Annotated in this window: 19 protein-coding genes, 1 rRNA gene and 1 pseudogene; 14 read left to right on the top strand and 7 right to left on the bottom strand. The window is 71.8% G+C overall.

Annotated elements, in window-relative coordinates; genetic code table 11:
- The 3 genes and pseudogenes from rrf to ACWFRU_RS40300 all read left to right on the top strand — a co-directional run.
- Nucleotides 1-95, top strand: a 5S ribosomal RNA gene (gene rrf / locus ACWFRU_RS40310); the annotation flags it as partial.
- A gap of 255 nt (nt 96-350) precedes the next feature.
- Nucleotides 351-1166, top strand: a pseudogene (locus ACWFRU_RS40305) (hypothetical protein); the annotation flags it as partial.
- A 297-nt stretch (nt 1167-1463) separates the two neighbouring features.
- Complete coding sequence (locus tag ACWFRU_RS40300; RefSeq protein WP_453693517.1) at nt 1464-2267, top strand: hypothetical protein; 804 nt, start codon at nt 1464-1466, stop codon at nt 2265-2267.
- Nucleotides 2268-2367: 100 nt separating this feature from the next.
- On the opposite strand, the gene ACWFRU_RS40295 is transcribed toward ACWFRU_RS40300, so the two are convergent.
- Complete coding sequence (locus tag ACWFRU_RS40295) at nt 2368-3645, bottom strand: DUF1015 domain-containing protein (protein WP_453693513.1); 1278 nt, start codon at nt 3643-3645, stop codon at nt 2368-2370.
- 72 nt (nt 3646-3717) lie between these two features.
- On the opposite strand from ACWFRU_RS40295, the gene ACWFRU_RS40290 reads away from it, so the two are divergent.
- Nucleotides 3718-4746, top strand: coding sequence for an HAD hydrolase-like protein (locus ACWFRU_RS40290; protein ID WP_453693511.1), 1029 nt, complete (start codon nt 3718-3720; stop codon nt 4744-4746).
- Nucleotides 4747-4856: 110 nt separating this feature from the next.
- On the opposite strand, the gene ACWFRU_RS40285 is transcribed toward ACWFRU_RS40290, so the two are convergent.
- From ACWFRU_RS40285 to ACWFRU_RS40275, 3 genes are read right to left on the bottom strand one after another with little or no spacing between them, the layout of a single operon-like run.
- Entirely contained in the window at nt 4857-5690 is an 834-nt protein-coding gene (locus ACWFRU_RS40285) for a siderophore-interacting protein (RefSeq protein WP_453693509.1), read from the bottom strand.
- The gene (locus ACWFRU_RS40280) at nt 5690-6721 is read right to left on the bottom strand and encodes an ABC transporter substrate-binding protein (protein WP_453693507.1); all 1032 of its coding nucleotides are present in this window, start codon (nt 6719-6721) and stop codon (nt 5690-5692) included. Before ACWFRU_RS40280 ends, ACWFRU_RS40285 begins: the two co-directional genes overlap by 1 nt.
- A complete protein-coding gene (locus ACWFRU_RS40275; protein ID WP_453693505.1) occupies nt 6721-7761 on the bottom strand; it encodes an ABC transporter substrate-binding protein in 1041 nt (346 codons plus the stop codon). Before ACWFRU_RS40275 ends, ACWFRU_RS40280 begins: the two co-directional genes overlap by 1 nt.
- Nucleotides 7762-7814: 53 nt before the next feature.
- On the opposite strand from ACWFRU_RS40275, the gene ACWFRU_RS40270 reads away from it, so the two are divergent.
- Genes ACWFRU_RS40270 through ACWFRU_RS40260 form a run of 3 tightly spaced genes read left to right on the top strand, consistent with a single transcriptional unit; the run spans nt 7815 to nt 10788 of the window.
- Nucleotides 7815-8858, top strand: coding sequence for a FecCD family ABC transporter permease (locus ACWFRU_RS40270; RefSeq protein WP_365820708.1), 1044 nt, complete (start codon nt 7815-7817; stop codon nt 8856-8858).
- Nucleotides 8855-9883: a FecCD family ABC transporter permease gene (locus ACWFRU_RS40265; protein WP_453693503.1), complete on the top strand. Its 1029-nt coding sequence runs from the start codon at nt 8855-8857 to the stop codon at nt 9881-9883. Before ACWFRU_RS40270 ends, ACWFRU_RS40265 begins: the two co-directional genes overlap by 4 nt.
- A complete protein-coding gene (locus ACWFRU_RS40260; protein WP_453693501.1) occupies nt 9880-10788 on the top strand; it encodes an ABC transporter ATP-binding protein in 909 nt (302 codons plus the stop codon). Before ACWFRU_RS40265 ends, ACWFRU_RS40260 begins: the two co-directional genes overlap by 4 nt.
- On the opposite strand, the gene ACWFRU_RS40255 is transcribed toward ACWFRU_RS40260, so the two are convergent.
- Complete coding sequence (locus ACWFRU_RS40255; protein ID WP_453693499.1) at nt 10772-11119, bottom strand: SCP2 sterol-binding domain-containing protein; 348 nt, start codon at nt 11117-11119, stop codon at nt 10772-10774. The two genes, ACWFRU_RS40260 and ACWFRU_RS40255, sit on opposite strands and share 17 nt — an antisense overlap.
- A gap of 42 nt (nt 11120-11161) precedes the next feature.
- On the opposite strand from ACWFRU_RS40255, the gene ACWFRU_RS40250 reads away from it, so the two are divergent.
- The 3 genes from ACWFRU_RS40250 to ACWFRU_RS40240 are packed head-to-tail and all read left to right on the top strand — an operon-like array spanning nt 11162 to nt 13198.
- Nucleotides 11162-11473 (top strand): hypothetical protein, encoded by a 312-nt coding sequence (locus ACWFRU_RS40250; RefSeq protein WP_453693497.1) that lies wholly within the window; start codon nt 11162-11164, stop codon nt 11471-11473.
- A 7-nt stretch (nt 11474-11480) separates the two neighbouring features.
- Nucleotides 11481-12296, top strand: coding sequence for a TlyA family RNA methyltransferase (locus ACWFRU_RS40245; protein ID WP_453693495.1), 816 nt, complete (start codon nt 11481-11483; stop codon nt 12294-12296).
- A complete protein-coding gene (locus ACWFRU_RS40240; RefSeq protein WP_453693493.1) occupies nt 12293-13198 on the top strand; it encodes an NAD kinase in 906 nt (301 codons plus the stop codon). Before ACWFRU_RS40245 ends, ACWFRU_RS40240 begins: the two co-directional genes overlap by 4 nt.
- 156 nt (nt 13199-13354) lie before the next feature.
- On the opposite strand, the gene ACWFRU_RS40235 is transcribed toward ACWFRU_RS40240, so the two are convergent.
- Complete coding sequence (locus tag ACWFRU_RS40235) at nt 13355-14704, bottom strand: FtsX-like permease family protein (RefSeq protein WP_453693491.1); 1350 nt, start codon at nt 14702-14704, stop codon at nt 13355-13357.
- Nucleotides 14705-14935: 231 nt separating this feature from the next.
- Between ACWFRU_RS40235 and recN the strand changes: the two genes are divergently transcribed.
- A complete protein-coding gene (recN, locus tag ACWFRU_RS40230; protein WP_453693515.1) occupies nt 14936-16663 on the top strand; it encodes a DNA repair protein RecN in 1728 nt (575 codons plus the stop codon).
- Between the two features lie 125 nt (nt 16664-16788).
- Nucleotides 16789-17565, top strand: coding sequence for a hypothetical protein (locus ACWFRU_RS40225; RefSeq protein WP_453693489.1), 777 nt, complete (start codon nt 16789-16791; stop codon nt 17563-17565).
- On the opposite strand, the gene ACWFRU_RS40220 is transcribed toward ACWFRU_RS40225, so the two are convergent.
- A complete protein-coding gene (locus tag ACWFRU_RS40220; RefSeq protein ID WP_453693487.1) occupies nt 17562-17945 on the bottom strand; it encodes a hypothetical protein in 384 nt (127 codons plus the stop codon). The two genes, ACWFRU_RS40225 and ACWFRU_RS40220, sit on opposite strands and share 4 nt — an antisense overlap.
- 156 nt (nt 17946-18101) lie before the next feature.
- On the opposite strand from ACWFRU_RS40220, the gene ACWFRU_RS40215 reads away from it, so the two are divergent.
- Both ACWFRU_RS40215 and ACWFRU_RS40210 read left to right on the top strand, forming a co-directional pair.
- Nucleotides 18102-18740 carry an SMI1/KNR4 family protein gene (locus ACWFRU_RS40215; protein ID WP_453693485.1) on the top strand — a complete coding sequence of 213 codons (639 nt, stop codon included), beginning with the start codon at nt 18102-18104 and terminating at the stop codon, nt 18738-18740.
- Nucleotides 18741-19219: 479 nt separating this feature from the next.
- Nucleotides 19220-20365 (top strand): glycosyltransferase family 4 protein, encoded by a 1146-nt coding sequence (locus ACWFRU_RS40210; RefSeq protein WP_453693483.1) that lies wholly within the window; start codon nt 19220-19222, stop codon nt 20363-20365.
- The last annotated feature ends 6 nt before the right edge of the window (nt 20366-20371 follow it).

The raw sequence follows: 20371 nt of genomic DNA, 5'->3' as shown, positions 1-20371 counted from the left end.
AAACGCCCGGTTACATTCCGAACCCGGAAGCTAAGCCTCATAGCGCCGATGGTACTGCAGGGGGGACCCTGTGGGAGAGTAGGACGCCGCCGAACAATTTTTGGAGGACCCTTGGTCCCAGCGTCCACGCTGGGACCAAGGGTCCTTTTTGTTTTTGTCGAAGCGCGCCGGCTACCCGGCTGCGCGAGAATGACTGCGGTACCGAAGACTAGGAGTCACCGATGTCCACCAACTCTCCCGACGAGCGACCGGAGCGCGGGCAGCGCAGCCGGGACGGTGGCGACCGGGGCGGATACCGTGGCGGCGCTCCGCGTCGCGACAACGACCGCAGTGGTGGCGGGCGTCCTCCGTTCCGCCGCGACGACCGCCCCACCTCCGGTGGCCCCCGCCGTGACGACCGTGACCGGGGCGCTCCGCGTCGCGACGACCGTGGTGGCGAGCGCGGTGGATTCCGCCGTGACGACAACCGCGGTGGCGGCGGTGACCGTGGTGGTTTCCGCCGCGACGACAACCGTGGCGGTGGCGGAGACCGTGGTGGCTTCCGCCGTGACGATCGTCGGGATGACCGGCGTGACGATCGCGGTGGGGACCGTGGTGGCTTCCGTAGGGACGACAACCGTGGCGGCGGCTACCGCGGGCGTGATGACCGTGATGGTGGCGGGCGTCCTCCGTTCCGTCGCGATGACCGTTCGACCTCCGGCGCCCCGCGTCGTGACGACCGCCGTGACGGCGACCGTCCCGCGTTCCGCCGTGACGACCGCTCGACCTCCGGCGCCCCGCGCCGTGACGACCGTCGGGATGACCGGCGTGACGATCGCGGTGGCGACCGTGGCGGGTTCCGTCGTGACGACAACCGTGGCGGCGGCGATCGCGGTGGGTTCCGCCGTGACGGGGACCGTCCCGCGTTCCGGCGCGACGACCGTCGTGACGACAACCGCGGTGGCGGCGACCGTGGCGGCTTCCGGCGCGATGATCGTCGGGATGACCGGCGTGACGATCGCGGTGGGGACCGTGGCGGCTTCCGGCGCGACGATCGCCGTGATGACCGGCCCCGCGGTGGCGACCGTCCCGCTTTCCAGCGCGATGACCGTCGTGACGACAACCGCGGCGGTGGCGACCGTGGCGGCTTCCGTGGGCGCGACGACCGCCGTGATGACCGCGGCGGCGATCGCGGTGGCTTCCGGCGTGACGACCGCGGCAGTGACCGTGGTGGTGACCGCGGCGGTTTCCGGCGCGATGACAACCGTGGTGGTGGCGACCGTGGTGGCTTCCGTGGGCGCGATGACCGTGGTCCGCGGCGCGACGACCGTGGTGGGCGGCCCGGTGGGTTCCGTGGGCGCGACGACCGGCGTGACGGCGACCGTGGTGGATACCGCGGCCGTGACGACCGGGACCGTGACCGCGAGCCGATCAAGCGGCTGCCGATCCCCGAGGACGTCACGGGTCACGAGATCGACAAGGATGTGCAGCAGGAGCTGCAGAGCCTTCCCAAGGGCCTCGCCGAGGACGTCGCCAGGAACCTGGTGATGGTCGCGAACCTCATCGACGAAGACCCCGAGCAGGCGTACGAGTACTCGCGCGTCGCACTGCGGCTCGCCTCGCGCGTCGCCGCCGTACGCGAGGCGGCGGGTTTCGCGGCGTACGCGACCCAGAAGTACAGCGAGGCGCTCGGTGAGTTCCGTGCCGCCAAGCGGATGACCGGCAGTGTCGAGCTCTGGCCCGTCATGGCGGACTGCGAGCGTGGCATGGGCAGGCCCGAGAAGGCCCTGGACATGGCCGGGGCGCCCGAGGTGCAGAAGCTGGACAAGCCGGGGCAGGTCGAGATGCGTCTCGTCGCCGCCGGTGCGCGGCGTGACCTGGGGCAGATCGATGCCGCCATCGTCACCCTGCAGGGTCCCGAGCTTGCGTCGAACTCCGTCCAGCCGTGGACCGCGCGACTGCGGTACGCGTACGCCGACGCGCTGCTCGCCGCCGGGCGTGAGGACGAGTCGCGCGAGTGGTTCGCGAAGGTCATCGAGTCCGACAAGGACGGCAGCACCGACGCGTCGGACCGCCTCGCCGAGCTGGACGGCGTCGAGTTCGTCGACGCGCTCCAGGGCGACGCGGAGGCGCCGGCCGCAGAGGCTGCGCCGGTCTCGGAGCCCGGTGCCGTCTTCGTCGCCCCCGTCCAGGAAGACGAGGACGAGGGCGTGGAGGAGTACTACGACGAGGACGACTTCGAGCTGGACGACGACGGTGACGAGGGCGACAAGGGCGGAAAGGCCTGAGTGTTGACCTCGTAGTACGACAAAGGGCGGGATCCCATTCGGGGTCCCGCCCTTTGTCCTATGTGCGGTGTCGTATGCGCGTGTGTTGTGTGCGCGTGCTTCAGAAGTCGAGGCTGCGCAGGACCAGGCCCGATGCCGGCTTGGGGCCGAAGGACGTGGACTTGCGGGGCATCGTGACCCCCTGGCGGGCCAGGTCGCGTACGACTTCTTCGCGGACCGGGTGCATCAGGACCGCCGTGCCGCCGTCGCGTTCCGCCTTCTCCACGGTCGCCGCGGTGTCGTGGATGTACGCGATGTGCTCCGGGGCGTCCGGGATCTGCCAGATGTGGTCGAGGAGCGTGGAGTGCAGGACCGTCGCGTCCAGGGTGCGCCAGGCCTCCGGTGGGTCCGCCGGGATCGTACGGGCGAGGAGGTCGGGGGAGGGGCGGTCCACGAGATGGAAGGCGCCGTCACCCACGAGGAGGAAGGCGTTGCCCTTGGCTGCCGCCTCGCCCAGGGCTTCGAGGGCACGGGGCAGGGGGCCCTCGACGGTGCGTGTGCGGAAGGAGCCGCCGAGGGCGGCGAGGGCGTCGGAGACCGGGAGCCCGTGCAGGTAGCGGTGGATGGAGCGGACCCGGAGCGGGTAGCGCGCGGTGTCCACCAGGAGCACCAGGCCGTAGTCCCAGGCGCTGTCGGAGGGGTGCTCGGAGCGCAGCCGGAGATTGGTCGCCCAGCGGTGGTGTCCGTCCGCGATCAGGGCCTGGTGGTGGGAGAGATCTGACTGGATCTCGGCGAGGTCGGCGGGGTCGGTGACCGCCCACAGGCGGTGGCTGAAGCCGTCCTCCGTGGTCGTCGACAGGAGAGGTGCGGTTTCGACGGTGCGCTCGATGACGGCTGTCGCGCCCTTGGCCTCGCCGTTCGAGCGGTAGGTCAGGAGCAGCGGTTCCAGGTTGGCGCTCGTCGCGCGCATCAGGGCCGCGCGGTCCTCCACGACGTGCGGCATGACGCCTTCGTGGGGCAGGACGATGCCGTCCGCTGCCTCGGAGAGGCGCAGTGCGCCGATGACGCCGCGTTGCAGGATGCCGGCGTCGCGCTGCTCGTAGATGTAGAGGCTCGGCTCCGGGTCTGGGGCGAGGATGCCCTCGGAGAGCCAGGCGTGCAGGGTCTGTGCGGCCTGTTGGTTGCGGGCCGCCGGGGTGGTCGCCTGCGGGAGGATCAGCCGGACGATGTTGTGCGGGTCGGCGGACTCCAGGTGGAGCAGGCCGTCGGGCCGTACGACCACGTCGTACGGCGGGGACGTGACGGCGGCGAGGCTGCCGACCCGGTCGGGGTCGTAGCGCACGCCTCGGAACGGGATCAGGTCGAGGCCTTGGTCGTCGGTATGACCCGCTGTGTTCATTGCTGCATCGTATGTGTGTCCGTGGCATGAGCGATGATCGGGGGAGTGGGATCGATCGAGGAGCGATGCGTAATGAGCCAGACCGTCAGGACGCGGCCCGAAGGCAGCCGAAGTGTGCTGAGCGAGGCGTATGACACGGCGCTGCTCGACCTGGACGGGGTGGTGTACGCGGGCGGGCATGCGATCGACCATGCCGTCGAGTCGCTCGGGACGGCTCGGTCCGGCGGCATGCATCTCGCGTACGTGACGAACAACGCGCTGCGTACGCCGGACGCGGTGGCCGAGCATCTGTCGGAGCTCGGCATCGCGACGGGGGCCGCGGACGTCATCACGTCCGCGCAGGCGGCGGCGCGGCTGGTGAGCGAGCAAGTCCCCGAAGGGGCGCGTGTGTTGGTGATCGGCGGGGAGGGGCTGCGGGTCGCGTTGCGCGAGCGTGGTCTCGAGCCGGTGGAGTCGGCGGACGACGGGCCCGTGGCGGTGGTGCAGGGGTACGGCGGTCCCGACATGGCGTGGGGGCGGTTCGCCGAGGCCTGTTACGCGATCGCGCGGGGTGTGCCGTGGTTCGCGTCCAACACGGATCTGACGATTCCCAGTGCGCGGGGGATCGCGCCGGGCAATGGCGCTGCGGTGGAGGTCGTGCGCATCGCGACGGGTGCGGAGCCGCAGGTGGCGGGCAAGCCGCTGCCTCCGATGCACCGCGAGACGATCCTGCGGACGGGCGCGGAGCGGCCGTTGGTCGTGGGGGACCGGCTCGACACGGACATCGAGGGCGCGTTCAACGGCGAGGTGGACTCGCTGCTCGTCCTGACCGGGGTCACGGACGGCGCCCAGTTGCTCGCCGCGCCGCCCGAGCACCGGCCCACGTACGTGGACGCGGACCTGCGCGGCATGCTGACCGGCCAGCCGGAAGTGACCCCGGTGGAGGGCGGCTTCGGCTGCGGCGGGTGGACGGCTTCGGCGCGGGGGCACGAGCTGGTGCTCGACGGCGAGGGCGAGGTCATGGACGGGCTGCGGGCGCTGTGCGCGGCGGCGTGGACGGAGGCGGGGGACGGGAAGTGCACGCTGGACGCGGGGAAGGCGTTGTCGCGGCTGGGGGTGTAGCCGGCCCCCTGAGTGCCCCTTCGGCGAGGCCCCAGCCTGCGGCGAAGCCCCGACCGGCGATGGGCGGTCGGGGCCTCGGGTGGCTTCGGCACAGGGCGGGCCGGGGAGAGTCAGGCCGTCTCGTTGCGGTCGATCAGCTCGTCCGTCGTGGTGCCCTTGCGCCAGTAGCCGGAGAACGAGATCCGCTTGCGGTCGAAGCCGCGGTCGCCGACCAAGTGGCGGCGGACCGTCTTGACCGTCGCGGACTCGCCCGTGACCCAGGCGTACGGAGTGCCCGAAGGCAGCTCGGCGGCGCGGATCGCGGAGGGCGTCGAGCCCTCCTCCGTGAGCCAGGTGATCTCGGCGTCGGCCTTCGTGGTCAGCTCCTGCTTGTCCGCCAGGTCATGGACCTCGATCCAGACGCGGGTCGGCATCTGGGGCGGGAGCGTCTCCAGGATGGCCGCGACCGCCGGGAGCGCCGACTCGTCGGCGGTGAGCAGGACCCAGTCGGTGTCCTGCGGCGGCCTGAAGTCGTAGGCGCCGTTCTCCTCCTCGATCGGGGCGAGCACGCCGATCCGCGCGCCGGGACGGGCGGACCGTGCCCAACTGGTGGCCGGGCCGTCGGAGGGCGAGGGGGCCGGGCCGTGAACCGCGAAGTCGACGATCAACTCGTCCGGGTCGCGGCGCAGTTCGCGCGTGGTGTAGGTGCGCATGATGCCCCGTACGTCGGGGTCGAGGGCGCACCAGTCGGCGTACCAGTTGGCCGCGTCGCCGTCCGTCGTGTCCGGCATGACGGGGGCGTCCTGGCCCGGGTGCGGCAGGAACACCTTGATGCGCTGGTCGCGGCCCGCCGATGCCATCCGCGCCAGGTCGTCGCCGCCGAGGGCCACGCGGATCATGGAGGGGGTGAGGTATTCGGTGCGCAGTACGTGGGTGTCGAAGAAGTGGTACGGGGATTCGGACATCAGGTGAGCCTCTTCGACTTCTCGATGGCGGCGGCGAGTTGTTCGAGCACGGGGGCGAAACCGGCGTAGCTGTAGCGCTCCTCCATCGACCAGGGCACGGTCTGTCCGGCCTTGACGGCGGGGAGCAGCTCCCAGGTGGGTTTCTTCGCGAGTTCCTTGGGCGGCAGCGCGCTCGACCGGTTGTCCATCATGATGAGATCCGCGTGGTATTTGTCGGCGTTCTCCCAGCTCAGGAACTCCCAGAAGCCCCATTCGTCGCTCTTCTTGCCCTCGACGAACTCGACGCCGAGGTCCTTGAAGTAGTTCAGGTCGCAGTAGGAGTCCGGCACGGCGACATAGAACTGGTCGGCGTCGCCGGTCATCGCGAGGACCTTCAGGCCGCGGTTCGCCTTCGCCGCCTTGCGCAGTCGGCGCTCGGCCTTGTCGAAGCGGGCCTTGGCGGCGCGTACCTTCTCCGACTCGAGGTCCCCGCCGAGCGCCTCGGCGAGCTCGGTGTAGCGCTTGAGCGGTTCCAGGAGCGAGGCGCGGGCGCCGTTGATGCCGACCGTGGGCGCGAGCGCCTCGATCTTCTTGGTGCTTTCCTCGGGCACGAACCACAGGGCGGGCGGCGGGAACATGTTGCTGACCAGGAGGTCGGGCTTGAGTGCCGCGTACTTCTCGATGCTGAACTGGTTGAAGGACTCGCCCAGACTCGTCAGTTTGTCGACATCGAGATCGCCGGCCTGGGGGTTGGGCTTGCCGTCCACGGGCTTGGAGGGGCCGAAGACTCCGGTGCAGGTGACGCCGTAGTCGTGCAGGGCCGCCGCCGTGCTGATGTAGGCGACGATGTTCTTCGGGGTGTGGTCGGCCTTGGCGGTCTTGCCGCGGTCGTCCTTGAAGCTCCACGACTTCGCGTCCGCGCTCTTCCCGGACTTCTTCTCGTCGCTCCCGCAGGCGCTGAGCAGCGTGCCGAGGCCGAGGGCGCCGCCCGAGGCAAGGAGGCCGCGTCGGGACATGCCTCTCGACGCGAGGGGGCGGTGGGTGGTGGGCATCAGGCTGCCGCCTTCTTCGACTTGTCGACGGCTGCCGCGAGCTGCTCGATGAGCGGGGCGTAGCCGGCGTGACTGAACTGGGCCTCGTTCGACCAGGAGACGACCTGATCCGCCTTGACCGCGGGGAGTTTCGCCCACGTGGGCTTCGACTTCTTGAGCTCGTCGGGCTGGAGGTTGCCGGTCCGTTTGTCGACAAGGATCAGATCGGCGTCGTACGTGTCGGCGTTCTCCCAGCCGAGCTCCTGGAAGAAGCCGGCCTTGGCCGTTTTCCCCGGGGTGACGAACTCGATGCCGAGGTCGGCGTAGTAGCGCAGGTCGGTGAAGTCGGCCGGGTTGCCCACGTAGAGCAGGTCGGCCTGCGCCGCCACCGCCATGACCTTCAGGCCGCCGCGGGCCTTCGCCGCCTTCGCGGATTTGCGCAGCGTCTCCGAGGCGGCCTCGAAGCGCTTCTTCGCGGCGGTGACCTGCTGCGCCTTGAGATCGGCGCCGAGCGATTCGGCGAGCTCCGCGAAGCGGCCGATCACCTTCGTCAGGGAGGACTTGCCGGTGAGGATGCCGACGGTGGGCGCGAGCGAGGTGATCTTCTTGGCGGATTCCTCGGGGACGTACCAAAGCGTCGGTGAGACGTTCATGGTGGTGACGAGGAGGTCGGGGCGGAGCTTGGCGTACTTCTCGACGCTGAACTCGCCCCAGGCGTTGCCGATGATGGTCACCTTGTCGACATCGACATCCGCAGCCTGTACGTCGGGTTCGCCGTTCTTCAGCTTCGTCGGGCCGAAGACGCCGGTGCATTCGACGCCGAAGTCGTGCAGTGCGGCGGCCGCTCCGATGTAGGCGACGATCCTGCGCGGGCGGTCGGCGGCCTTCGCCGTCGTGCCGCGGTCGTCCTTGAAGCTCCAGCCCTTGCCGCCGCCTGGCGATTTCGCGTCGTCCTCGTCGCCGCCGCATGCTGTCAGAAGTGCGCCGAGGCCGAGGGCGCCGCCGGCGCCGAGCACACCACGTCGGGTCGGACCAGGGGGTATCGGGCGGCGGGCACGCATAGGGGGTGCCTCTCTCGTCGAAGTCAAGTGCGAGGGTAGGCTAACCTAACCTGGTGTTGGTCGACAGTCCCCCCGAAGCCAGCGCGGAGACCGCCCCCGCGCCACCCAATCGCCGCGCGATACGCAGCGCCGGGCTCCTCGTCTCGGTCTGCGTGCTGCTGCTCGTCGTCGTGGCGAGCATCGCGGTCGGTGCCAAACAGATGTCCCTGGACCAGGTCTGGCACGGCCTCTTCCAGGACACCGGTACGTACGGCGACGTCGTCGTCGGAGAGCGGCTCTCGCGGACGCTGCTCGGCGTGCTCGTCGGCGTGGCCCTCGGCCTCGCGGGCGCCGTACTGCAGGCGCTGACGCGCAACCCGCTGGCCGACCCGGGACTGCTCGGCATCAACCTCGGGGCATCGGCCGCCGTCGTGACCGCCATCAGCTTCTTCGGCGTCACCTCGCTGAGCGGCTATGTGTGGTTCGCCTTCGCCGGAGCGGCCGTGGTCGGCGCCGCCGTGTACGCGCTCGGCGGGACCCGCAACGCGACGCCCGTACGGCTCGCGCTCGCCGGTACCGCGCTGAGCGCCGCCCTCTACGGCTATCTGCAGGCCGTGATGATCACGGACAACGCCGCGCTCAACAAGATGCGCTTCTGGACGGTCGGCTCCCTGGCCTCCGCCAAGACCGAGACCATCCTCCAGGTCCTGCCCTTCCTCGTGATCGGCATCGTGCTCGCCCTGGGCCTCGCCCGGCCGCTCAACGCCATGGCCATGGGCGACGACACCGCCCGCGCGCTCGGCGCCCATCTGAACCGCACCCGCGCCCTGTCCATGGCCGCCGCGACGCTGCTCTGCGGGGCGGCGACCGCGGCCTGCGGGCCGATCATGTTCGTCGGCCTGATGGTGCCGCACGTCGTGCGCTCCTTCACCGGCCCCGACATGCGCTGGATCCTGCCGTACGCGGCGATCCTCTCGCCGGTCCTCCTGCTCGGCGCCGACGTCATCGGGCGCATCGTCGCGCGCCCCGCCGAACTGCAGGTCGGCATCATCACCGCGTTGATCGGCGCCCCGGTCTTCATCTTTCTCGTACGACGGCGGAGGCTGGCTCAGCTGTGAAGGCGATACGCACCCGGGGCGGGCTCAGCTTCCGCCTCGACGTCCGCACGGCCGTGGTCGTCGCCGTGCTCATCCTGGCCGCGCTCACCGCGAGCGTCGTCCTGATCGGCACCGGAGACTTCCCCATCCCCGCGGCCGACGTCATCCGCACCCTGCTCGGCAACGGAGACGCCGGGCAGGAGTTCATCATCAACGACCTGCGCCTGCCGCGGGTCCTCGTCGGCCTCCTCGTGGGGGCGGCGCTCGGGCTCGGCGGCGCGATCTTCCAGTCCATCTCCCGCAATCCGCTGGGCAGTCCGGACATCCTGGGCCTCGGGCAGGGGTCCACCGCGGGCGCGCTCATCATGATCGTCCTCTTCCAGGGCACCGCGGTGCAGGTCGCCGGGGGCGCCCTCGTGGGCGGTCTGGTGACCGGGTTCGCGATCTACGTGCTCGCCTGGAAGCGGGGCGTGCACGGCTTCCGTCTGGTCCTGGTCGGCATTGGCGTCTCCGCCTTCGTCACGGCGATCAACGGCTATCTGCTCACCAAGGCGGACCTCGTCGACGCCGCGCGCGCCGTCGTCTGGATGACCGGCTCGCTCAACGGCCGTGACTGGGAGCAGGTCTGGCCGCTGCTCGTCCTGTGCGCGATCCTCGTACCGCTCGTCATGACGTACGCACGTCCGCTGCGGATGCTGGAGATGGGCGACGACGTCGGCTACGCGCTCGGCGTGCCCGTCGAGCGCACCCGCATCGTCCTGATGGCCTCCGCCGTGCTGCTCACCGCCGCCGCCACCGCCGCCGCGGGCCCCGTCAGCTTCGTCGCGCTCACCGCGCCGCAGCTGGCCAGGCGGCTCACCCGCTCGCCGGGACCGAACCTGCTGCCCGCGATGTTCATGGGCGCCACCCTCCTGATCGTCGCGGACTGGGCCTCGCAGCGGGCCTTCGGCGCCGACCAACTGCCCGTCGGCGTGGTCACGGGCGTGCTCGGCGGCATCTACCTGCTCTGGCTCCTGGTCATCGAGCGCAAGGCGGGGCGGATATGAAGACGCGTACGGGCACCGATACGAATACCTCTGAGAGCACCGACAGGCAGGAGCGTGCCGCAGTGAACCGGCTCGTCGCGGACGACGTGACCCTTGGCTACGACCAGCGCGTCATCGCGGAGAAGTTGTCCGTCGAGATACCCGACAACTCCTTCACGGTGATCGTCGGCCCGAACGCCTGCGGCAAGTCCACCTTGCTGCGCGCCCTGTCGCGGATGCTCAAGCCCTCGGCGGGCCGTGTGCTGCTCGACGGCAACGTCATCCAGTCGATGCCCGCCAAGAAGGTGGCACGCACGCTCGGCCTGCTCCCGCAGTCGTCCATCGCGCCCGACGGGATCACCGTGGGCGACCTGGTGGCGCGCGGCCGCTACCCCCACCAGGGGCTCCTTCGCCAGTGGTCGGCGCAGGACGAGCGGATCGTGAACGAGTCGATGGCCTCGACCGGTGTCGCCGAACTGGCGGATCGCTATGTCGACGAGCTCTCGGGCGGCCAGCGCCAGCGCGTCTGGATCGCGATGGCGCTCGCCCAGCAGACCCCGCTCCTCCTCCTGGACGAGCCGACGACGTTCCTCGACATCCAGCACCAGATCGACGTCCTGGACCTGTGCGCCGACCTTCACGAGGAGCAGGGCCGCACGCTCGTCGCCGTCCTGCACGACCTCAACCACGCGGCTCGTTACGCCACCCACCTCATCGCCTTGCGTGACGGTGAGGTCATCGCCGAGGGCGCGCCGTCCGACGTCGTCACGACGGAACTGGTGCGGGACACCTTCGGGATGGACTGCCAGATCATCGACGACCCGGAGACCGGGACGCCGCTCGTGGTGCCCGCGGCTCGGCGGCGGCGGACGAAGACGGCCGACAAGGCGAGCGCGGCGGGCGCGGGGGCTAAAGCAGCGACCTGAGGCGGAGCATGTCGCGCAGGCCCGCCTCCAGCCTGACCCGGCCGGAGGCCCAGGCCTTCGCGAAGTTCAGCTCGCCGTCGACCATCGCCACCAGATCGTCGCCCGCCATGGCGAGGCGGATCTCGGCCTTCTCGCGCGGGGCTCCGGGGTAGGTGTCGAGCACCGTGATCCGGCCGTTCTCGAGACGGCCGGTGAAGGTCACGTCGAGATCGGTGATGCGGCAGCTCAGCGAGCGGTCGAGCGCGGCGGCGCCGCGCACGCCGCCTTCGGCGCCCGCCAGGTTGTCCGAGAGTTTGTCGAGCGCCGTGCGGCACTCTTCGATCGTCGCCATCGTGATCGACGGTACCGCAGCGCTTCGCGGTAGCGTCGTGGCATGAGCGACTCGTTGCCGGGCCCCGAGCCTGAGCCGGAGACCTACGACCCCGTCGGCCCCGCGCCCCTCGGGGTGGAGCGTGTCCCGACCGGTGACGCGGAGGTGGACGGCCTGCTCCGGCGTCTCGGCGACGCCGACCACCTCGCCACGGACGGCCACATCGAGGTGTACGAGGATGTACACCGGGGACTGCGTGACGCGCTGACCGCGCTCGACGCACGCCCCGGGCCGCCGGCGCCCTCACCCATGGGGACGCCCGCGGCTTCGTCCCAGGGCTCACCCCCGTACTCACCCTCGTACCACAGGAGCTGAACAGAACGTGGCAGGAGTGGCACGCCGCCGCCTCGACGCCGAGCTCGTCCGGCGCAAGCTGGCGCGCTCGCGCGAGCACGCCAGCCAGCTGATCGCCGCCGGCCGTGTGACCGTCGGCAAGAACACCGCGACGAAGCCCGCGACGCAGGTGGAGACCGCCGCGGCCATCGTGGTCGCGAACGACGAGGACGACCCCGACTACGTCTCGCGCGGCGGCCACAAGCTGGCGGGCGCGTTCGCCGCGTTCGTCCCGCAGGGGCTGGTCGTCGAGGGGCGGCGCGCGCTCGACGCCGGCGCGTCCACCGGCGGTTTCACCGATGTGCTGCTGCGCGCGGGCGCCTCCGGCGTCGTCGCCGTGGACGTCGGCTACGGCCAGCTCGCCTGGTCGCTGCAGAGCGATGACCGGGTCACCGTCAAGGACCGCACGAACGTACGCGAGTTGACGCTGGAGGCCATCGACGGCACCCCCGTCGACCTGGTCGTCGGCGACCTGTCGTTCATCCCGCTCGGTCTGGTGCTTCCCGCGCTCAAGCGCTGCGCCGCCCCGGACGCCGACCTGGTCCTGATGGTCAAGCCGCAGTTCGAGGTCGGCAAGGAGCGCCTGGGCAGCGGGGGCGTGGTGCGCAGCACGGCGCTGCGGGCCGACGCCGTACGCGGTGTGGCGCGCCAGGCGTGGGGGCTCGGGCTCGGTGTGCGTGGCGTGACCGCGAGCCCGCTGCCCGGACCTTCCGGGAATGTCGAGTACTTTCTGTGGCTGCGTGCCGGGGCGCCCGAACTCGACCCGGCGGACGTTGACCGTGCCGTGGCGGAGGGGCCCCGTTGACTCAGACCCGAGCTCGTACTGTTTTTCTGCTCGCGCACACCGGGCGGCCGGCTGCCATCCGCAGCGCCGAACTCGTCGTCCAGGGGCTGCTGCGCAGCGGCATCGGCGTACGCGTCCTGGAGGCGGAGGCGGCCGATCTGCCGCTGCCGCCCGAGGTGGGCACGGTGAAGGAGGCCACGCCGCAGTGCCTCGACGGCTGTGAACTGCTCGTCGTGCTCGGCGGTGACGGCACGCTGCTGCGCGGCGCCGAGTTCGCCCGGGCCTCCGGGGTGCCGATGCTCGGCGTGAACCTCGGCCGGGTCGGCTTCCTCGCCGAGGCCGAGCGCGACGACCTGGACAAGGTCGTCGACCGGGTGGTGACGAAGGCGTACGAGGTCGAGGAGCGGATGACCATCGACGTCGTCGTGCGCAGCAACGGCGGTGTCGTGCACCGTGACTGGGCGCTGAACGAAGCCGCTGTGCAGAAGATGTCGGCCGAGCTGATGCTCGAGGTCGTCCTGGAGATCGACGGGCGTCCGGTCACCGGCTTCGGCTGCGACGGCATCGTGTGCGCGACGCCCACCGGGTCCACCGCGTACGCCTTCTCCGCGGGCGGGCCCGTGGTGTGGCCGGAGGTGGAGGCGCTCCTGATGGTGCCGATCAGCGCCCACGCCCTGTTCGCCAAGCCTCTGGTGACCTCGCCGGACTCGGTGCTCGCCGTCGAGGTCCAGCAGCACACGTCGCACGGGGTGCTGTGGTGCGACGGCCGGCGGACCGTGGAGCTGCCGCCGGGCGCGCGGGTCGAGGTGCGCAGGGGAGAGGTGCCGGTGCGGCTCGCCCGGCTGCACCACGCCTCGTTCACCGACCGGCTCGTGGCCAAGTTCGCCCTGCCGGTGTCGGGGTGGCGGGGGGCGCCGCACTAGCGTGGTGCGTGGAGCGGATTCGGCTGCGGGTTTGCCGTGGCTGGGCGCGCCCACGCGGCGGAGCCGCATATGTCACAGCCCGCGCCCCTTCGGGGCGCTCATGCCCTGCGGGCCGGTGGGGGTTGCTCGCGCAGTTCCCCGCGCCCCTTCGAGCGCTCACGCCGCCTGCACCACTGTGATCGGTTGGCGCCGCATCACACTCGCCACCGGGAGGCCTGTCGCGAGCAGGGTGAGAAGTAAGGTGCCCGCCGCGATCCCCGTCGGCACCGCCCACGGCAGGTACGGGAGTGATGAGCCGAAAGCCGTGCTGAGGATGGGGGCCAGGGTGCCGAGCGCTATCGCGGTGCCGAGCAGCAGTGCCGTCCCGGCGACGACCACGGCCTCCCAGGCGGCCATGGCCCGCACCTGGGAGCGTTGGCTGCCCACCACCCGCAGCAGGGCGACATCGCGGCGGCGCTCGAAGGAGATCATGGCGAGGGTGTTCGCCGCGGCGATCGCGGCGAAGCCCGCGTACAGCCCCGTGCCCACGTAGTCGAGCCAGACCTCGCCCCTGCTGCCCGCCGAGCCCGTGTGGTGCCGCGCCGTCGTGTGCATGCCGATCTTGGTCAGACCGAAGCCCACGACCAGGACGAGCGGCACGACCGCGGCGGAGAAGCGGCGGGGCTGCGAGCGGATTTTGAGCATGGCGAGGCGCGCGCTGCCGCCGAACCGGCCCACCAGCGCGGAGACCAGCCAGGCCGCGGGCCCGATGATCCGCGGACCGAGCAGCCCCGCCCCGACGCAGAAGAGGATCAGGACGAGGAAGGCACCCTCACCGGCCTCGTCGGCCGGCTGCTTCGACAGGAGCACGGCCAGGGCGCAGGCCCCCACGACCGCGATCACGCCGAGCGGCGCCCGCAGTATGCCCAGACCCCGCCGCCCGGTCGCCGCCTCGCTCAGGGCGCGGGCCGGGCGAAGGAGCGAGAACCGCAGGGCCGAGAGGAACGCGGCGAGCGTCGTCGTCACCACGGCCACGCCGAGGCACACCGGCAGCGCGACCCAGCCGAACCGGAAGCCGGCCTCGGCGGGGAGCAGCCCGTGCGTCACCATGCCCGCGTGCCACCAGCGTGCGACGAAGCCGCCGACGACGAAGCCGACGAGCGCCGCCGGGACCGACGCGGCGAGCGCCTGACCCGCCACCGCCCGGCGGATCTGCCGGGGTCTGGCGCCGATGGACCGCACCAGGGCGAGCTCGCGGTGCTGCTGGGTGACGGCCGTGCCCATGGTCGACGCGACCACGAATATCGACATGTAGACCGATCCGATGAGGAGGACCAGGGTCATGTCCCCGACGCCGTTCTCCGTGATCTGCCCGCGGGCCCGCGCGGAGAGACCGTCCGTGCCCGTCGCGCCGAGCATCATCGTCGACGCGCTGACCACCGTCGCCGCGAAGAGCGCGGCCACCGCCGTACCCACGAAGGCCGGGCGGTGCGCCCGCAGCGCCGCCAGAGCCAGTCCTGTTCCCATACGGATCATGGTGGGGCCCTGGGTCCCCCACGCACCAGGAGGCTGTCAGGAAGATCGTGGTGGGGTAATCCCGTACGTCCCCACCCCGGAAAACCCCACCCCCTGCGAGTGACAGCGTCCGTTCGGTCCGCCTTTGCCACCTGCGTCTTCGTGGAAGGAGGGGGGAAGGAGACCAGGGGCCGTCGCACACCAGGCCCATGACCTCGTAAGGTCGTGTCCGTGTTGGAGGAGATGCGGATACGGTCGCTCGGAGTCATCGACGACGCGGTGGTCGAGCTGTCGCCGGGGTTCACCGCGGTGACCGGCGAGACCGGTGCGGGCAAGACGATGGTGGTCACCAGCCTTGGCCTGCTGCTCGGCGGACGTGCCGATGCCGCCCTGGTGCGGATCGGCGCCAAGGCGGCGGTGGTGGAAGGGCGGATCACTGTGCCCGCGGATGCCACGGCTGCCGTGCGCGCCGAGGAAGCGGGGGCCGAACTCGACGACGGGGCGCTGCTCATCAGCCGTACGGTCTCGGCGGAGGGGCGCTCGCGTGCGCACCTCGGCGGCCGTTCGGTCCCGGTGGGTCTGCTGTCCGAGCTCGCCGACGATCTCGTGGCGGTGCACGGTCAGACGGATCAGCAGGGGCTGCTGAAACCGGCCAGGCAGCGGGGGGCCCTCGACCGGTACGCGGGTGACGCGGTCACCGTGCCGCTGGCCAAGTACACGGCGGCGTACCGCAGGCTGCGGGCCGTGACGGCCGAGGTCGACGAGATCACCACGCGTGCGCGTGAGCGGGCCCAGGAGGCCGACCTGCTGCGCTTCGGCCTCGAAGAGGTCGCGGGCGTCGAGCCGCGTGCGGGCGAGGACGTCGAACTGGCCGCCGAGGCCGAGCGGCTCGGTCACGCGGAGGCCCTCGCCTCCGCGGCCACGGCCGCGCACGCCGCGCTCGCGGGTGTCCCCGAGGACCCGGAGGGTGTCGACGCCACGACGCTCGTCGCGGGCGCGCACCGGGCACTCGAAGCGGTGCGGTCCCATGACCCCGCGCTGGCCGCGCTCGCCGAGCGGATCGGTGAGATCGGGATTCTGCTGGGCGATGTGGCGGGAGAGCTCGCGGGCTACGCCGACGACCTCGACGCCGATCCCCTGCGCCTCGCGGCGGTGGAGGAGCGGCGGGCCGCGCTCACCCAGCTCACCAGGAAGTACGGCTCCGACATCGATTCCGTGCTCGCCTGGGCCGAGGAGGGGGCCGCGCGGCTCACCGAACTCGAGGGCGACGACGACCGCCTGGAGGAGCTCACCGCCGAGCGGGACGCGCTCCGCGGCGAACTCGCGGGGCTTGCGCAGGCGTTGACCGACGCCCGCCAGGAGGCCGCTTCGCGGTTCGCGGCGGCCGTCACCGCGGAACTGGCCTCGCTCGCGATGCCGCACGCGCGCGTGACGATCGACATCACCGCCACGGAGGTGCCGGAGGGCGCGGACGGTGTGCCGGTCGACGGGCGCTTCGTCGCATACGGCCCCGCGGGCGTGGACGAGGTGGAACTCCTCCTCGCCCCGCACCCGGGGGCCCCGCCGCGGCCGATCGCCAAGGGGGCGTCGGGCGGTGAGCTCTCGCGCGTGATGCTCGCCGTCGAGGTGGTCTTCGCGGGTACGGACCCCGTGCCGACGTATCTCTTCGACGAGGTCGACGCGGGCGTCGGCGGGAAGGCCGCGGTCGAGATCGGCCGCAGGCTCGCCCGCCTCGCCAAGTCCGCGCAGGTCGTGGTCGTGACGCATCTGCCGCAGGTGGCGGCGTTCGCGGACCGGCAGCTGCTGGTCGAGAAGACCAACGACGGGTCCGTGACGCGGTCCGGGGTACTCGTGCTCGAAGGCGAGGACCGGGTGCGGGAGCTGTCCCGGATGCTGGCGGGCCAGGAGGACTCGGAGACCGCGCGGGCGCATGCGGAGGAGTTGCTGGCGACGGCTCGGGGGGACGGGTAGGGGGCGGGGGCTTTTCGCGGGCGGGGCGCCTTTAGCTGGGGCGCCTTGTGCACCGCCGGTCACCGGCTTCGCCGAGTTCGTCCTCGGATGCCGGACGGGCTGGGGCTCCCCGTAGCCTGGCCCGCATGATCGACCGCAAGCCCGCCCGGCGCCTCACCGCCCTCCTCGCCTCGGCCGCCGTCACCCGCGCCGCCACCACCGCGTTGCGCTCCCGCGCCCCCGGCGGCCCCGGCCGCTGGCAGCGGAAGAACTACGCGGGGCGGGCGGTGGAGTTGTACACCGGGCCGGCTGCCGCCCTCGGTGCGGCGGCCGGAGCCGCGGCGCTGCCCGCCAGGACCCGCGCCGCCGCCGCGCTCGCCGTGCTCGCGGCGGCGGCCTGCGGGGCGTACGACGACGTGGCGGGGGAGGGTGATCCGCGCCGGGGTTTCCGTGCGCACCTGGGCGCGCTGCGGGACGGCGAAGTCTCCAGCGGGGCCGTGAAGTTGTTCGGGGTCTCGGCGGCGGGGCTCGCGGCGGGCGCACTGCTCAAGGAGCGGCCGGTGGACAAGGTCCTCGCGGGCGTCGTGATCGCGGGCGCCGCCCATTTCGTCAACCTCGTGGACGTACGCCCGGGAAGGGCCGCCGCGACGGTGGTCGCGCTGGGGGCGCCGGGGCTGCTGCGCCGAGGCACCGCCGGGGTCCTCTCCGCCGCCTCCGTGGGAGCCGCGGCGGCCGTCCTGCCGCAGGACATCGGCGAGCACACCATGATCGGCGACACGGGAGCACACGCCTTGGGCGCGGCACTGGGCCTCGCCATCACCACGGGCAACGGCCGCGCGGGGCTCGCGCTGCACGCGGCGGGGGTCGTGGCGGCGGCTTTGTGCGGCGAGAAGGTGAGCGCGGGTGCGCGGGGCTGGGCCTAGGGGGTTCGGGAGAAGTCCGGGGCCACGCGGCCCCGCAGGCCGCCGTCTTCCAGCAGACGGTGTGCCCGGGCGGCTTCGGCGGCTGGCAGCACCGCCGCGACGCGCGGCGTCAATACGCCGGTCTCGGCCTGACGGCAGGGGATGTCCAGGCTGACCGTGTCGCCGACGCGATCGGGCACCATCACCGGACACACCCTGATGCCCCGCTCGGCCGGCCCTGGCCACCCCCGAAGCTCGACGAGCGTGCCACCGCCTCTGATCGCGGGCACCCACTCGGCGGTCCGGGCCGACCCATCCATCACACCGACCATGCCTTCGGGCACGAGCGTGCGGATACGTCCGGCGCTCCCGGCACCGCGCTCGGCGCCTTGTACCGCCACATCACCGAACGGTGGGCCCACGGCACCGGGAGCGGCGTCAGCAACGCCTGACTGGCGATCTCGGTTATCTCCGCGTCACGGGTGGCAACCGCGGCCCGGCCCTCGCACGCGGTACGGACCGGGCGGCCTTCGGCGTTGTCGTAGCCACCTGGCACCATGATCGGCATGAGTGAGACAACTGAGCCTGAAGACAATGAAGTTGCCGCCGTTCTGACCACGCCACAGGCGTGGCGTGACTTTCTGGAGCGATACAGCGAGCTGTATGTGAAGGTCCGTGCCGACGAGGAAGAGCTCGACGACCTCCTGGACGAGGATCAGCACGAGGCGCTGGACCAAGGCGGACACGTCGAACTGTGGCTGGGCGAAGCTCCTGCCCGGGAGGAAGCTCTGGCGGCAGCCGAGGAGCGGCTCGGCGTGCGGTTCCCGCCAAGCCTGCGGGGATTCTTCCTGGCGACCGACGGGTGGAAGCGCCTCGATGACCATGTGGACGGCGTCCATCCGTGCGGCCGCGTCATATGGATGCGGGACAGCGAGGCAGGCAGCCGCGTGATCGAGACCTACGCCTCCATACCCGGCAACGAGGACGACGTTCAGCTGTTCCGCCGGTCCATCGAGATCTCCCGGGGAGAGGACTTCTGGCTGCTCGATCCGACCGACGCAGGGCCGGACGGCGAGTGGGCCGCCTACGAGTTCGCACCGAAGTACGGCGACACCACCAAGCACCCCGGCTTCTCCGCACTCTTCCGCTCCGGGTACGAGAACATGGAGGAAGACGCGGACGAGGACATGGACTGAGTTGGTTCGTCAGCCTCCACGCCCACGCCAGGAGTGAGGCCAGGGCGACGGCTGCTTCGTAGGACCGAGCGGTTTCGTCGTACCGGGTGGCGATCCCTCGTGTGCGGAATGCCCCGACGGCGGGCCACGCGCGGAGCGCCTTCGAGTAGCCCCTGCCACCCGGACGTGATCGTGCCGGGCACGGGGGCACCCCGGTGGGGTGGGGTCGTCTCTTCGGGGGAGAGGCGGGGACCTGCTGAGGGAAGTTCTGGCGTGACGGAGTTTCGGAAGTCTTTCGTCGGGAGTGTGGTCGCTGCGAAGATGCGAGGGCCGTAAGTCGTTCGCGGTACTGAATCCTCGTAGTCCTCACCCGTGTGGGTGATCCGCGTCAGGGAGTTGCCCGCCCCGACACGGAAGAGACCTTTCAGCGGTGCCGGAACGTCCGTACGGACTGGCATCCTTGGCGCAGTCCCCGACGCCTACCCAGGAGCCCCGGCTACGTGAGCCACGTGAGCAGCCACTCACCGCACGGTCAGACCCCGATGCACACCGTGCAGGTCCTGGGCGGTGGCAGCGCGGGCAGCAGTGCCCACGTCAGGTCGCTGGCCGCGGGCCTCGCGGCGCGGGGTGTGCGGGTCACGGTGTGCGCCCCCACCGAGGCGGCCCACGCCTACGACCTCACGGGCACCGGCGCCCGGCACGTACACGTACCCCGCAGCAGCGACCCCGCGTCCGTCGCCTCCCTCCGCCTGGCCTGCGCCGACGCCGACCTGGTGCACGCGCACGGCCTGCACGCCGCGCTCCGCGCCACCCTCGCGCTCACCGGCCGCCGTACCCCCCTCGTCGTCACCTGGCACACGCGCGCGCACGCGGAAGGTGCGCGCGCCCGCCTCCTGCACCTCCTGGAGCGACGCGTCGCCAAGGCCGCGGCCGTGGTCCTCGGCACCTCGTCCGACCTCGTCGACCGGGCCCGCAGCAGGGGAGCGCGGGACGCCCGGCTCGCCCCCGTCACCTTCCCCGCGCCGCGGCCGGTCACCGGGGCAAGCGGTGATGCCGAGGACGCCGAGGGGCTGCGTCACAAGGCGCTCGCCGAACTGGGCGCCGTCGGACGGCCGTTGATCGTCACGCTCGGCACGCTCGAACGGCAGCGTGGTTACGACGTCCTCCTGGAGGCCACGCGCGCGTGGCGCCATCTCGACCCCCTGCCGCTCCTGGTCATCGCGGGCGAGGGGCCGGAACGCGGCGCGCTGCAACGCCGCATCGAGGGCGAGGGCCTGCCGGTGAGGCTCGTCGGGCGGCGCGACGACGTAGCGGAGATGCTCGCGGCGGCCGACCTCGTGGTGCTGCCCAGCAGCTGGGAATCCCGCTCGGTGCTCGCGCAGGAGGCCCTGCACGCGCGCGTGCCGCTCGTCGCGACCGCCGTCGGCGGCATCCCCGAACTGGTCGGCGACGCCGCCGTGCTCGTCCCGTACGGCGACGCCGAGGCCCTGGCCACCGCCGTCGCGCGCCTCCTCGCCGACCCCGCGCTCCGGGAGCGCCTCAAGGACAAGGGCACGGCGCAGGCGGCGACATGGCCGACCGAGGACGAGACGGTCACCCAGGTCCTCAGCGTCTATGACGAGTTGACGAGGCCGTTCGGGGTGTAGGGCGGG

Source organism: Streptomyces sp. NPDC055099, from assembly GCF_053607685.1.
The sequence above is the reverse complement of the archived record's forward strand: the minus strand, read 5'-3'. Positions and strand labels throughout refer to the sequence as shown.